The 14435-nt window shown below is 53.9% G+C and carries 13 protein-coding genes; 9 read left to right on the forward strand and 4 right to left on the reverse strand.

All coding sequences use genetic code 11. The annotated features are described in order from the left end of the window. The first annotated feature begins 185 nt into the window (after window positions 1-185). The 9 genes from I6L37_RS15745 (at window position 186) to fabA (ending at window position 9522) form a co-directional block, all read left to right on the forward strand. Window positions 186-1496 (forward strand): phage/plasmid replication protein, II/X family, encoded by a 1311-nt coding sequence (locus I6L37_RS15745; RefSeq protein WP_216992334.1) that lies wholly within the window; start codon window positions 186-188, stop codon window positions 1494-1496. Between the two features lie 199 nt (window positions 1497-1695). Then, window positions 1696-2046, forward strand: coding sequence for a hypothetical protein (locus I6L37_RS15750; protein WP_216992335.1), 351 nt, complete (start codon window positions 1696-1698; stop codon window positions 2044-2046). Between the two features lie 255 nt (window positions 2047-2301). Then, the gene (locus tag I6L37_RS15755; protein ID WP_216992336.1) at window positions 2302-2562 is read left to right on the forward strand and encodes a major coat protein; all 261 of its coding nucleotides are present in this window, start codon (window positions 2302-2304) and stop codon (window positions 2560-2562) included. Window positions 2563-2635: 73 nt separating this feature from the next. Next, a complete protein-coding gene (locus tag I6L37_RS15760; RefSeq protein ID WP_216992337.1) occupies window positions 2636-3907 on the forward strand; it encodes a hypothetical protein in 1272 nt (423 codons plus the stop codon). After that, the gene (locus I6L37_RS15765) at window positions 3908-4240 is read left to right on the forward strand and encodes a DUF5455 family protein (RefSeq protein ID WP_216992338.1); all 333 of its coding nucleotides are present in this window, start codon (window positions 3908-3910) and stop codon (window positions 4238-4240) included. It abuts the gene before it with no gap. 11 nt (window positions 4241-4251) lie between these two features. Next, the gene (locus I6L37_RS15770) at window positions 4252-5085 is read left to right on the forward strand and encodes a zonular occludens toxin domain-containing protein (RefSeq protein ID WP_216992339.1); all 834 of its coding nucleotides are present in this window, start codon (window positions 4252-4254) and stop codon (window positions 5083-5085) included. 637 nt (window positions 5086-5722) lie between these two features. Further along, window positions 5723-6739 carry an acyltransferase gene (locus I6L37_RS15775; RefSeq protein WP_216992340.1) on the forward strand — a complete coding sequence of 339 codons (1017 nt, stop codon included), beginning with the start codon at window positions 5723-5725 and terminating at the stop codon, window positions 6737-6739. 168 nt (window positions 6740-6907) lie between these two features. Further along, on the forward strand, window positions 6908-8884 hold the full coding sequence (locus I6L37_RS15780) for a Lon protease family protein (RefSeq protein WP_061477546.1): 1977 nt from the start codon (window positions 6908-6910) through the stop codon (window positions 8882-8884). A 98-nt stretch (window positions 8885-8982) separates the two neighbouring features. Next, entirely contained in the window at window positions 8983-9522 is a 540-nt protein-coding gene (gene fabA, locus I6L37_RS15785) for a 3-hydroxyacyl-[acyl-carrier-protein] dehydratase FabA (RefSeq protein WP_197460150.1), read from the forward strand. A gap of 81 nt (window positions 9523-9603) precedes the next feature. Here the strand turns inward: fabA and rmf are convergent, their stop codons facing one another. The 4 genes from rmf to rlmKL form a co-directional block, all read right to left on the reverse strand. After that, on the reverse strand, window positions 9604-9780 hold the full coding sequence (rmf, locus tag I6L37_RS15790) for a ribosome modulation factor (RefSeq protein ID WP_082032589.1): 177 nt from the start codon (window positions 9778-9780) through the stop codon (window positions 9604-9606). A 161-nt stretch (window positions 9781-9941) separates the two neighbouring features. Beyond that, window positions 9942-11849 carry an ABC transporter ATP-binding protein gene (locus I6L37_RS15795; RefSeq protein ID WP_216992341.1) on the reverse strand — a complete coding sequence of 636 codons (1908 nt, stop codon included), beginning with the start codon at window positions 11847-11849 and terminating at the stop codon, window positions 9942-9944. Window positions 11850-11921: 72 nt separating this feature from the next. Then, the gene (locus I6L37_RS15800) at window positions 11922-12152 is read right to left on the reverse strand and encodes a glutaredoxin family protein (protein WP_216992342.1); all 231 of its coding nucleotides are present in this window, start codon (window positions 12150-12152) and stop codon (window positions 11922-11924) included. Further along, window positions 12152-14320: a bifunctional 23S rRNA (guanine(2069)-N(7))-methyltransferase RlmK/23S rRNA (guanine(2445)-N(2))-methyltransferase RlmL gene (gene rlmKL, locus I6L37_RS15805; protein WP_216992343.1), complete on the reverse strand. Its 2169-nt coding sequence runs from the start codon at window positions 14318-14320 to the stop codon at window positions 12152-12154. Before rlmKL ends, I6L37_RS15800 begins: the two co-directional genes overlap by 1 nt. Between the last annotated feature and the right edge of the window lie 115 nt (window positions 14321-14435).

A 14435-nucleotide genomic window follows, 5' to 3' on the forward strand; every position in this document is an offset into this window, starting at 1 on the left:
GCATTTTAACTCTGCCGCTCGTTGCTCGTCTTTAGTCAATCTGAGGGTCACGGGCACTCTGCTTACTCCACTTTTCATTTGACCTCCCATTATACATGCATACATGTTGACACGTTCCGCGTGTGCATGTATACCTGCATTCAGATTATAAGAAAGTTGCATGTATACATGTGACGGGGGCAGGGATGATAGACCGTTTGAGAATCTGCATTCCCTTCAGGGAGCAGTACCTTCAGCAATCAGTGCAGGTGGATAAGGGAGGGCATCGCGTTGATTACGTGGACTTGGCTGCCATTGCGAAATTCTCTGACATTCGCATGTCAGCCCGCGATATCGAGTTTGACATCGATACCCAGTCCTTTGACGTATCTGGCCTTAACCATCCGTATGAATCTCTCCCGTCCCATTGGGCCGGATTGGCATTCAAAATTTACCAGGGCGCCGGCATGTCATCCGCTCATGTCGAAATAAAGGCAAGTCCGGCAAAAATCCTCCAGGGTCACAATGTTTTCGGCCCTACTGATATCGAGCTTTGCGCCATGGAAATGATGTATATCCTTGGCTCTGCTGTTCCTGACCTGGATACGTTTGTTGATTGGTCTGGCGCCTGGCTTGGCGATATTGACTGCACTTATTCGGCTAATGTTGGCTCGATTCATAATGCCAAGCAAGTTATCGCCGCACTTAAAAACGTATCCAACGGCCATATGCGTTCAGCCATTAAAAATGAGCATGAAACAACCTGTTATTTCAACGTGAATTCTCGTCACGCTGACAAAAAAGCTTACTGCAAGGGGCCTGAACTTTCCTCTCAAATTAAGGAGATGGAGTCCGTTTGCAAAAAGCAAAAGAATAAGCTCCATATTCTTTCCGTTCTCAAGGATGATCGCCTGGTTAAGTTCGCTGAAAACCTGGTGCGCTTTGAGGGGAGGGCAAAGAGCCGTTTATTAGACCGTCTCGGTATACCCACTAATTTATTTTCACGTACTAGCGAATTTGATGGAACAATCCGACCTGGAATTATTGACTTTCAAAAGCAATTTGAATCTGATGGTAAAAATTTAATTCAATATATTTGGAATGAAATGTTTAATCCGCTTTTCGCGGCCTTCGAGGGACAAGAAATGAACGTTTATGACGATTCCGTCATCCTGGAAAAATTGAAACAGGAATATTTCACAATCACTCCGAAGGGCAACATTTCCTATTCCAAGGCTATGCGCCTCTTTGGCTTTTATCGCCGCCTCACAAACGAGGGGTATAAATCAGTAAAAGATACTTTAGCCCCTCAAACTTTTCGCGATAATCTTAATTATCTTATGGCCGCTGGACTCAGCAAAGCTCAGTTGCAAAACCTGCACGGCGATAAAGCCAACAACGTTATTCCACTCCTGCGCTTTATTAACGTTGATTTCAGCCGCCAAACGCCGGATTGGTATATCGAGCCAACTTCACGCTTTGATAATGTAACTCCGATTACCAGGGCGGTGGCATGAATATCAAATCTATTGGCTACAAGTATTACAAAAGCGTCTCTGAGCTAAAACAGCTTTATGTTTGGCGCTTGGTTAATAGCTTCCCTTACGGTTTTAGCCTCTACGGCTTTGACCTGGAAAAAAGCGCTTTTTATGCGTCCCTGGATGATTGTCCATTTTAATTAATGTCATTGTGACGAATAAACATAAGGTGAATAGTATGGAAACTGGTATTTTTTGTCGTGGTATCCTCCTGGGCGTAATGGATAAACCTTACTCCTATGTCGATAAAAAATCGGGTGAGGTTAAATCCGGCGTTGCTCACCTCCTGGGCCTGGAGCGCAATTATCGCGGCGCCTTTGGCGAGGAGCGGGCCATTACTGAAGCGCTGCGCATTCCCGAAGAGCTTTACAAGAATGCCGCTTTCATCGGCTCCATCACTCCCGCCATTGGCGCAATGGTCGAGGTACCACTCTCTGGCTACCAGGACTACCCCGACCGTCGCCATTTCATTACCAAAGAGGCGAAAATCACCGTCTGTGGCAATGAAAAACTGACCAGGGTGGCATGATATGGAGCAGGGCATCACTCAGGCTGATTTAGCAGCGGTTATTCAGCTGGTAACTTATCTCTCCTGCGCGTTTGCCTTTTTCCTGGGCTTTTTGGCCGGGAGCTTCCGCTAATGATTCAAGAAATAGTAAACGAGCTTTTTAGAGATTACTTATTCGCTGGGTATCTTTTTGGCTCGTTTGCTTCTGGCTGGTGCCTAGCTTATCTAGTCACCTTATTTAAAAAACTCAGCGAAAAAGTATAGGGATATTATCTTATGAAATATTTCAACATGGCTAAGAAGTATGGCGCCAAAGCGGCTGATAAAGCCTCCACTGGCCTCCTGGTTGCATCCGTTGCGCTCGCATCCTCCTCTGTGTTTGCGGCCTTCACACCTCCCGCTGGCCTGGCTGCCGCCGCAACCGACCTGGAGGGCGGCGTTGACTACATGCAGACCCTGTTCTGGCCCATCGTTATCGCGTCCTTCGTGGCCCTGAAGCTGATCTCGCTGTTCAAGCGTTTCGGCAACAAGGTCTAACCACCAACCAACTATGGCTCCCGTCGTGCCCCTGCCGCCGCGCAGCGTCGGCGGGGGCCAGGGGGCCATAGTCATGTTTAAGTATCTCCTGTTTTTTTTAACCCTTCTTACAGCGCAAGCGCATTCATTTACACTCAGCGACGCAATGATTGATGCGGAAATCAGGAAAGTGAATGGGTTCGTTTCCGCTGACTCCAATGGAATTAAAGTCAATGTGACGGGAAAGGGCTACGCCGCTAGCGCTCCTTATTTTCAGACCACTACTACTGTCCCAAAGCCTACTTTTATGAGTTATGTTAGGGGCAATATGAAATCTCTTGTTAAGCGCTCTCCTTATTACATCGGATGGCTTGCAACTATGGCCGCCGCTGGTTGGGTTATTGACGAATTAACTGGCCAGATGTCTAAACCTTCCATAAAAATTGTTGGCCCTTGCTCCTTTCAAGGCGGCGCTTTTCCTTTTGCCACCGGAACCCCTGATTTTTGCGCTAATTTCGCCTCTCCATATGAATACTATGATTTAACTCTTGTCAGCGGAAAACCTGCTCCTGGCGCCAATCTGCTTTATTCTTTTAAATATATTGACCCTGCTACTGGCAGCTCTTATACCCGCTCTTTTTATTTAAAGGTTCAAGATATGACTTCCGAGATTGAGCCTATTACAGATGCTGCCCTCTATGACTCTCTTGTCTCCGACATGATTAAGAATCCAACTGCCGCCGCTGATGCTTTTATGGTTCCTGGCGCATATCCATACCCTGTCCCTCAATTATTCCCCAACCCCCTTAAAAACATTCCAGGCGTTTCTGAGGCTGACTATCCTGCTCTTGATTGCTACTTTAAGGGGAATCTTCAATCCTCTAACCCTGGCGGCGCTTGTTATGTTACTGAGTCTGAATATCAGCGTATTTCTGCTCTGGGTGAGAAAATTAAAAAAGGTGAAACCGTTGAGGGGCAAATATCTAGTGCCAATGACAAACTTAAAGACCCTTTAACTCAAGCTCAATTAGAGGAAACCCTTAATAAGCTTGGCGATATTGGCACCGATGGCGTTACTGATGATGCCTCCAAAATATACGATGAAGGTTTTAAGCAATTGAATGAATCCATTCTTGCTGATGCTTTACCAGGTATGCCCGAGCTTGTTCCATTACCTCAATTTCAAACTGGCAGTTGTCGCTCATTAACTCTCAACTTCTCATTTGCTGGCCAGAATATTACCAAGGAATTTCCAGGCAAGGCTGGCTGTGAGCAGATTGAAAAAATGAAGGAATTTCTAGGTTGGTTCTTGGCTGCCATGGTTGTCATGACGTTGATTTTCACTGCCTTAAAGGAGGCAAATTAAATGCAAGGTTTGGCTGCGTTTTTTACTAATCTTCTGGGCCGTGCCCAGATGCTTCAGGCCGGAAACTTTGCCAAGGACGTTTCTTTTACCTTGGCGGTCGCCAGCTTGTTTGTTTTCTTGTTTAGCGGCATGTGGGCGACACTTCGCACCATCACCCAGTCTATAAATGTCTTACTTCCTTCCTGGGCAACCGTTCCGTTTACCTGGGTAATTCCCAACAATTTTAATGCCTGCATGTCTGCGTTGTTTGCCGGATATGTGGCTATTGCGTTGTATCGCTGGCATATGCGTTATCTTGCCAATGTTAAACCCAGTCCAACACGTTATTCATAAGGGGAGGGCATATGCCTGTATATTGCGTAACCGGTAAAACAGGGCAGGGCAAGGGTCTTTGTGCTGTCGGTATGGCTCGTCGTTATTTATCCGAGGGGCGCATCATTGCGACCAACATGGATATATTTCCAGAGCATTTCCGTGATTCGAATAATAAAAATATTCGCATCATCCGCATTCCTGACCGCCCAACTGCTGCCGATTTATACGCCCTGGGCATGGGCAACGATGAACCCTGGGATGAAGAAAAAAACGGACTTTTGATGCTGGATGAACTTGTTACCTGGTTCAATTCGCGTTCCTGGCAAGACAAAGACCGCAAGGCGCTCATTGACTGGTTTGTGCATCGCCGTAAATACGGCTGGGATGTTGCCTTTCAGGCGCAAAGCCTTAACTCCCTGGATGCGCAGCTGCGCGATAACGTAATCGATTATGAGTGTCGCGCCGTCAAGGTTAAGACCATCCGCATTCCGGTTATCTCTGCGCTGTACCGTAAGGTTTTTGATAAGCCGATGATGTGGCCCAAATTCATGTGGTATCACTGCATGAAGATGCGCAATGTCGAGACCGATATGATTGACGACGTGCATCGCTTCAGGGGCCAGGATATCTATCCGCTCTATAATACCGCCCAGGTTATCCAGGCAGATTATCCGCATGGTATACACAGCTTGTTGACTCCCTGGCACCTGGTAGGCCGCTACGGCAAATCACCCCTGGATTTACGTTACCTGGTGAGGCTTGCTGTCCGGCTTCCTCTGGTGCCTGTCATTCTCCTGGCCAGCTACTTAGACCAGGAAAGCCGACAATACTTTGCGAAGATTACCGCCAAGCCCTCCGAGTGAGGGCTTTGTTATCTCTGATGCCGATAAAGCTAGTTATCGGCATAACCCGCCAGGAACCCGCCCAGGAGCCCCTGGGACGTCACTGCGCATAATGTATATTATGTTAAATAACATATAGAGATAAACTCTAGACATCCTTATGGAATCAACCCCCTACAGCTTGTTTGCTTAGCCAGCCAGTCTCGTTCGTATCGAGTGACACACCTAGCCTGATTACTGCGTAAACCCATGACGCGCCGCATGGCTGGATGCATTTCATTGACGCTTGCCCAGGTGTACCGTTTTCGAACTGACGAGAAAATGGGTGCTACGGTAACTGCAAGCTTTTGCTTGTTGCCGTGTATTTTCTACCGCAAACGGGATGACTATGGGTAACCGGTGCAAGTCCATTCCTGCTGGCTCTTCTGCAATAGTGGCTTGTCACCCGTCATCCCAGAACCCGACTTTATGTTCCCCTGCACGCTGTGATGGCCAATTCAGGCGTGCACCATTTCGACGATCTCTACTCCGTCGAGCCCTCCATTTTCTCTTCTTGCTCTTATCACACGCCAAGTTAGTCCAATCATGTGGCCAATGGGCACAGGATGATGACATTTGGCCTTCACCCATATCACATCCCCCATAAACAGGAACAGAAATGCAGCAGCGTGTCTTTTTCTTCAGTTTATTGCGAGTGATGGCCGCTGTTGCGGTGATCGCCATCCATGTAGTCGCCACCTATTGCGACTCGCTCGGCACGATACCGTTTAATCAATGGGTGATCGCAGTTGCCATCAACGGCGCGAGCCGTTGGGCCGTGCCCATATTTATTCTGATTAGCGGCGCGCTGATGCTAAGCGATCGGCGCCCGTTTGATCTTCGCTACTATGTGCGGCGTCGACTGGGGAAAGTGGTTATCCCGTTTGTCGTATGGTCGCTGTTCTATGCATGGTTATCGGGATGGAGCACCAGTGGCTTTGAGGGCGGCACGGGCTGGCAAACCCTGCTCGCCAGCCCGCAAGAGGCAACTTATTACCATCTCGGATTTTTCTATTATTTCATCCCGCTTTATCTGGTGATCCCGTTTCTGCAATGGGGCGTCAAGCGCTGGGGTGATCCCCTCCTCTACTGGTTGGTTGTGCCGTGGTTCATCACAACGATCCTGTTCCTGCTTGGTGTTGATGGGCTATGGAGCAACGATTTGTGGCTGTTTTCCGGGTATTTGCCACTGGGTTATCTGTTGTACCACAAGTGGCCGAGCAACGGATGGAGCCTGCTGCTTTTGACACTGTCCGGATTGGGGGCTCTCTATCTCACTGTCAGTGAAGTGGTCGCATTAAGTCTTGTTCAGGGCGAGTACAGCGTGGGGCTATGGTTTTCCTACAAGACCCTCAATGTCGTGGTGATCGCCAGTATGATATTTGTCCTGGCACGAACCTGGGCCACCAGATTGCCCTTGTCTTGGCAGCAAGGCGTGAATGTCATCAGTCAACACAGTCTGGGTATCTATCTGCTACACCCTATCTTCCTGTGGCCGCTAAAAAACTACACCATGCTGCAAGAAGGCAACCCTGTATGGGCGATCCCGCTATGGGTCACCCTAAGCGGTGCGGCCTCCTTGTTGACAAGCTGGATGGTATCACGTCATCGCAGCACCCGCTGGCTGTTGCCATAGCCTTCGAGCACGGTGCCAAGATCTGAATTTTGCGCCTAAAAATCAATTGCATACCCTAATGCAGCAGGAAACAAGGAGCCTATAAACAGGCTCCTTGTTTCCTGTCACCACTAGTTGAACTGTGTATAATGGCAACAATTGATCCTATTTTTCGACCGGATGTCTTAAGTGGCTGAATTAACATCAGAACAACTAAAACCCGCTTTTGCAATTGAACAGTTTTCCATGCTCAGTGAGCTTGAACCCATCCCCTTTGCAGCCTTGCAGCCCAGAGCCATTTCGGCGGTCAAACGGTTGGCCAGCTTCGATGGCGATTGTCCGGTCATGCTACTCAACGGTTTTCCCGGCGCCGATTATGAAGGGGTCTGCCAGACGCTGATCGCCGACTCCAACGGCAAGGACGGCGACCTGTTCGACCTCTGCTATACCGAAAACCTCAACAACCCGTTCAAGCCTATCTGGTTGCGGCTGCAACCGGGAACAGGCATCGAATTCTGTGAGATGGTGGGTGAACTGCTCAAGTTGATGAGTCACCATCTGGACGCCGAGCGTCTGGTGACCCGCATCATGCGCAAGCAGAACAACGATCCCAAGATTGACGACTTCCTGACCGATCTCGCCGCCCACGTCGCCCTGGGGCTGGAGTTCCAGCACCCAGTGCTGATCAATTTGCTGATCCATCACGAAGATCAGCAGGCGCCGATCATTTACGGGCGGGATCTCAACTGGGATACCTTGTTCGGTTCCATCAACTACCAGACAGAGCAGGGCTCCGTCTATGCCAACCAGCATCTGCTGGAGCCGGGTCTGCTGCGCCAGGCCAATGGTGGTTATCTCATCCTGCAGCTGGACGAGTTGCTCGATCAGCCTCACCTCTGGTTCAAGCTCAAAAATGCCATGCAAAAAGGCGAGCTGGACTGGATTGCCTATCAGGAAGGCAAAACCCTAACTCCCTTCTTCACCCCGGAAGCGACCCCGCTCAAGCTCAAGCTGATCCTGGTAGGGGATCGCCTCGATGTGGCGGAATTCCAGATGCTGGATCGGGACATGTCGGAGCGCATCTTCCTGCGCGCCGATCTGGTTTCCGAGGTCAATATCGAGGAACAACTGCCCGAATTCCTGCAATATCTGGCCTGGCTTCGCCAGCGCTGGAACTTGCTGGATTTCACCCCGGCCGCCCTCGCCGCCATTTGCCGTCATGCCAGCCGCCTGTGCGATCATCAGGAGTGGCTCTCCCTGTCCGAGATACAGCTCTCCGCCATCATGCGCATGTCGGACAGTCTGGCTCGGGAGCTGGAGTCGGAAGTAGTCACCGACGCCCATATTCGCGGCGCGCTGGAGGAACAGGATTACCGCCTTAACTACCTGGTTGAGCAATCAGATCAAGGGGTTATCGATGGCCAGATCCTGTTGCAGACCGATGGCGAAGAGATAGGCCAGATCAACGGCCTCTCCGTCATCCAGGTCTCGGGCCACCCGTATGACTTCGGTGAACCGGTACGCCTCACCGCCACCGTGCATCTGGGGGATGGCGATGTGGCAGACATCGAACGCAAGGCTGAACTGGCCGGCCATATCCATGCCAAGGCGATGATGATCATCCACGGTTATCTCTCCAACAAATTTGGTGCCGAGAACCCCTCGCCGCTGTCGGCCAATCTGGTGTTCGAGCAGTCCTATCACGAGATTGACGGCGACAGCGCCTCTCTCACCGGTCTGTGCGCCCTGCTCTCTGCCCTCGCCCGCCAGCCCATCTACCAGCACTTCGCGGTGACCGGCGCCGTCGATCAGTTTGGCAATGTGCAGGCGGTGGGGGGCGTCAACGAGAAGATCGAAGGTTTCTTCCGAGTGTGCCAGATCCACGGTCTCACCGGCAAACAAGGGATCATTCTGCCGGGCACCAATACCCAGCAGCTGAACCTCTCCGATGAGGTGATCGCCGCAGTGGAAGCAGGCCAGTTCCATATCCATCCGGTGGATCATGTGGAGGAGGCCATCGAGCTGCTGACAGGTTGCGTGGCCGGCGAGCCGGATATGCCGGATACCCTGTTTGGCCGCATTCAGGAGCGGCTGGATGAATTGAATGGCACCAGCGTCAAGCCCACTGGGTTGCGCGCCCTGCTGGCACGGCTGCTGGACAGGTAACGAAGTGATCGGAGTTGTTTAGCGCACAACTGTACGCTAAATTGGCCCCGCTTTGACCCACTTGAAGGATATACAGCGTGACCCCAGACAATACCACCATGGAAGCCCGCCTTTCTCTGTGCGAACAGGGCAAAGAGTCTTTTACTCGTGAAGAGCTGCTCGCTTGCAGCCGTGGCGAATTATTTGGTGAGGGTAACAGTCAGCTGCCCGCCCCCAACATGTTGATGATGGATCGCATCGTCAAGATCAACGACCACGGCGGTGAGCATGGCAAGGGCGAGATCCTGGCAGAGCTCGACATTACGCCGGATCTCTGGTTCTTCGACTGCCACTTCCCGGGGGATCCCGTGATGCCTGGCTGCCTGGGCCTGGATGCCATGTGGCAGTTGGTCGGCTTCTTCCTCGGCTGGAAAGGCGGCCCGGGCAAGGGCCGTGCGCTGGGTGTGGGTGAAGTGAAGTTCACCGGCCAGATCCTGCCGACCGCCAAGAAAGTGACCTACAAGATCACCTTCAAGCGCGTGATCAACCGCAAGCTGGTGATGGGTATCGCCGATGGCGTAGTCGAGGTGGATGGTCGCCCGATCTACAGCGCGACCGATCTGAAAGTGGGCCTGTTCAAGGACACCACCGCATTCTGATCTGCAAAAACAGATGATGAACTGCAACGCAAAGGGGCCTCGATGGCCCCTTTCCTTTTGTCATGAGTGATGAAGTACCGGTTACTTCATGAAGAGGCCTGAGCCCCGCCCTTCCATGGCTTCACGCCAACCTCCAAGCCAGTGCCCGCGGGCATCCAGGCATTGATACGGACACGCTTCTTTCTGTTTGCCGACAACGCCAGCCTGATAACCACGAGCACGAGCTCTCTCCAGACGGTCCCGTTTCTGTCTCTTCATCATCTACGACCCTCTTCGTGGAACAAAAAAAGCGACCAATTTTCCATCGGTCGCTTTCATCTTTACCCCAGTGAACAGGGTCGGTCAAACAAAAACTGCCAGACTAACCGGCCTGTGTGACACAAGACACTGAACTGGATTAAGTTTTAATTACAGGGAACTTACTCCTGATTTTTGAGTCCTTCCAGCTCTTCCCAACGGGAAAACGCCTCTTCCAGCGCCGCCTCAGCTGCATTCAGAGCATCCAGTTTCGGCTGGGTTTGATCGCTAGGCAGGGAGAAGAATCCGGGCTGGTTAATCTCCCCTTGCAGGGCCTCCAGCTCCGCTTCCAGCTGCTCGAGACGGGCAGGCAAACCATCCAGCTCCAGCTGCAGTTTGTAGGAGAGCTTCTTGCTCTTCTTCGGCGCTTCGCTCACCACCAAGGGTTCGGGGGCCTTGCTCGGGGCACTTTTGGCCTGAAGCGCCGCCTGTTGCTGGGCCCGGGTGGCCATCATATCGGCATAGCCTCCGACATAGTCGCTGATGCGGCCATCCCCTTCAAACAGCCAGCAGCCGGTAACCGTGTTGTCGATAAAGCGACGGTCGTGACTCACCAGCAGCAGGGTGCCGGGGTAGTCCGCCAGCAGCTCTTCGAGTAACTCCAGGGTCTCCACGTCGAGATCGTTGGTCGGTTCGTCGAGGATCAGCAGGTTGCTGGGCTTGAGGAACAGCTTGGCCAGCAGCAGCCGGTTCTTCTCGCCACCGGAGAGTGCCTTGACCGGCGTGCGGGCCCGTTTGGGCTCAAACAGGAAGTCCTGCAGGTAACCCAGAATATGGCGAGAGCGGCCGCGCACCATCACCTCCTGCTTGCCCTCCCCCACGTTGTCCACCACCGTCTTCTCGGGATCGAGCTGCTCGCGGTACTGGTCAAAATAGGCCACTTCCAGGTTGGTACCTTGGCGTACCGAACCGCGCGTGGCGTCGATCTGGCCGAGCAGCAGCTTGATCAGTGTGGACTTGCCGCAGCCGTTGGGGCCGACCAGTGCAATCTTGTCGCCACGCAGCACCTGCAGATCCAGCCCCTGGAACAGGGTGCGCTCCCCAAAATCGAGACCCAGCCCTTCGGCTTCGAACACCAGCTTGCCGGAACGTCCCGCCTCGTCCAGTTGCAGCTTGGCCTTGCCCTGCAACTCACGGCGCTGGGTCCGCTCCATGCGCATCGCCTTGAGGGCGCGCACGCGGCCTTCGTTGCGGGTCCGGCGCGCCTTGATCCCCTGGCGCACCCACACCTCTTCCTGGGCCAGCTTGCGGTCGAATTCGGCATTTTTCAGCTCTTCGACCCGCAGCCACTCCTCCTTGCCCTGCAGGTACTCGTCGTAGTTGCCGGGCCAGGAGGTGATCACGCCACGATCGAGATCGATGATCCGGGTCGCCAGCTTGTGGATGAACTCTCGGTCGTGGGAGATAAAGACGATGGCGCCACGGAAATCTTTCAGGAACTCTTCCAGCCAGTTGATGGCTTCGATATCCAGGTGGTTGGTCGGCTCGTCCAAGAGCAGCAGATCAGGATCGCACGCCAGCGCGCGGGCCAGGGCAACCTTGCGCAGCCAACCGCCGGAGAGGCTGTCGAGAGTCACATCCGGATTGAGCCCAAGCAAGGTGAGCACCTGATTGATACGGGTCTCGTACTGCCAGCCATTCTGGTAGTCGAGCTGCTCCTGCAGCTGGCTCATCTTGCGGATGTTGGTATCGGAGGGATCGCTCGCCAGCGCCATGGAGACATGGTGATACTGCTTGAGCAGCTCCCCCACCCCGGCCAGCCCTTCGGCGGCATAGTCGAAAACAGTCAGTTCGCTGGAGGCGGGCGGATCCTGCTCGAGACGGGTCACTTTCAAGTCTTGCTGCAACACCAGACGGCCATCATCGAGCGGCAGTTCGCCGGCAATGACCTTCATCAGGGTGGATTTGCCCGCCCCGTTGCGGCCCACCAGACAGAGGCGCTCGCCTCGCTCTATGGTCAGTTCGGCCTTGTCGAGCAATGGAAAATCACTGAACGACAGACAGCCGCCGTGCAATGTCAAAAGAGCCATGTTCGTTCCTTATTTCATATGAAAAAACGGGCGGCAGACTGAGCCTGCCCCCGTTTTATCGTCACATCAAACTCACCCCTGACGCGCGAGCCAGCCCTGCAACTCCACCAGGGTGAAGGGCCAACCCAGCTCGCGGCCAGTCTTATCGCGCAGGACCGGAATGCGCACCCGATAGGCATCGAGCCAGGTTGCATCATCCATGATGTCGCACTGGCGGGTCTGGGCGGCGATACCCGCCTGCTCCACCAGCGCCCAGGCCTGTTCGCACAGGTGGCAGCCGTCGGTGTGAAACAGGGTCAGCATCAACCTTGCGCCTCGGCATGGGTGATGATCCAGCAGTTATGGATATGCTGGTTGCGCTCGAAATCCTTCGGCCGGGTCTTGCCGGTGATATTCTGGGCCTTGAGACCGATGGCCTCGAGACCAGCCAGGTCCATCTTGAAGTGGCGCTTGTTGTTGGAGAAGACCAGGGTGCCATCGGCAGCCAGCAGGCGTTTGAGGTGTTGCATCAGCAACAGGTGGTCACGCTGCACATCGAAGCTCTCGTCCATCCGCTTGGAGTTGGAGAAGGTGGGCGGATCGATAAAGATGAGATCGAACTGTTCATCCGCCTCAGAGAGCCACTTCAGGCAGTCGGCCTGCACGAACTTGTGCTGACGCCCCACCAGCGAGTTCAGACGCATGTTGTCCTGCGCCCAGTTCAGGTAGGTGCGCGACATGTCCACCGTGGTGGTTTCGCTGGCGCCGCCCAAGCCTGCGTGCACGGTGGCACTGCCGGTGTAGGAAAACAGGTTCAGGAAGCGCTTGCCACGGGCCATCTCGCCCAGCATGCGGCGGGTCTGACGGTGATCGAGGAACAGACCGGTATCCAGATAGTCGTAGAGGTTGACCCAGAGGCGTGCACCGTACTCCTGCACTTCCATCCGGTGCTGCTCTTCACCGAGTTTCTGGTACTGCTGCTTGCCCTCCTGACGCTCGCGCACCTTCAGGATCACCTTCTCGCCGTCCATGCCGGTCACCTTGATGGCGGCCTGAACCATGTCGAGCAGACGCTGACGGGTCTTCTGGGCGGGGATGTCCTTGGGCGCCGCATATTCTTGCACTACCAGATAGTCCTGATAGCGGTCGATGGCGGCGTTGTACTCCGGCAGGTCCGCGTCATACAGACGGTAACAGTCGAGGTTCTCTTTCTTCGCCCACTTCTCAAGGGCCTTCAGATTCTTGCGCAGACGGTTGGCAAAGTCCTGCGCCACCTCTTTTTGGGAGGCCACGGAGTCCAGTGCGATCTGGTAGTTGCGCAGCTGACACTCGAGCGCCCCGTTGAACAGACGATACTGCTTGTCGGCGCGCAGGCGCAGACAGCTCAAGAGCTCGGGGGATGCGGAAAGGATCGAGACTTTCCACCCCTGGAAGCTGCGACGCAGGGCATCGCCAAGGGCCTGATGAACTTCCAGCAGCGCCGGAAACTCACCAAGACGCTCGCCATAGGGCGGGTTGGAGATCAGCATGCCGACCTGACGGGTCTTCCCTTCCGCGGCCATGGGCAACGGATTTTCAAGGGCAGTGACATCAGCCTGTTTGAAGGTAATGAGATGGGCCACACCGGCGGCTTTGGCGTTGTCACGGGCTTTGAGCAGCACGCGGGAGTCGGCATCGCAACCAAACAGCTTGGTCTCGCAGCGCTGCATGCCACGCTTGGCACGTACCTGAGCTTCCATCATCAGGCTCTGCCACAGTTCGCTATCGTGCTGCAGCCAGCGATCGAAACCGAAGCGCTCCCGGCGCAGAGCCGGTGCCATGTCGGCGGCGATAAAGGCCGCTTCAATGAGCAGGGTACCGGAGCCACACATGGGGTCCATCATGGGCTCGCCGGCCCAGCCGCTACGGGCAATCATGGCCGCGGCCAGGTTCTCTTTGAGCGGAGCCTCACCGGTGCCCTGACGATAGAAGCGCTGGTGCAGCGCGGGGCCTGACAAGTCCAGCGTGATATTGGCCTTGCCCTTGCCCAGATGGGCCATGATGCGAATGTCCGGGGATTTCTTATCCACGTCCGGGCGCACATGACCACGCTTGGTGAAGCGATCGACGATGGCGTCCTTGATCTTGAGCGCGCCGTACTGGGTGTTGCGAATGGAGGCATTGGTACCGGTGAAATCCACCGCTATGGTGGCGGTGCCGGAGAAGTGCTCTTCCCAGGGAATGGTATGGGCGCCCAGATAGAGGTCCAGATCGTCGTTCATCTGGAACTCGGAGAGCACCAGCACGATGCGGGAGGCAAAACGGCTCCACAGACAGGCCTTGTAACCGATGGCCAGCTCGCCGCAGAAATGGACGCCGGCCACGGTCTCACGGACCTGCTCAGCGCCCAGAGTAGTCAGCTCGTCGGCCAACAGGTTTTCCAGCCCCTTGGGGCAGGTTGCAAAAAATTCTTTCATCACGCTCACGGGAAACCCATAAAAATAGTGCCGCATTATACCTCATAGAGCGGCTTGGAGCATGTAAAAGTCGGGAAAAACAGCGGGATGGAAGACGGGAAAATGGCCATTTGAAAACCGAGAAGACCCCTGTCCACTCGAAATGGGATCA

This window comes from Aeromonas sp. FDAARGOS 1407, from assembly GCF_019048725.1.
In the GTDB taxonomy this organism is placed as follows: domain Bacteria; phylum Pseudomonadota; class Gammaproteobacteria; order Enterobacterales; family Aeromonadaceae; genus Aeromonas; species Aeromonas enteropelogenes.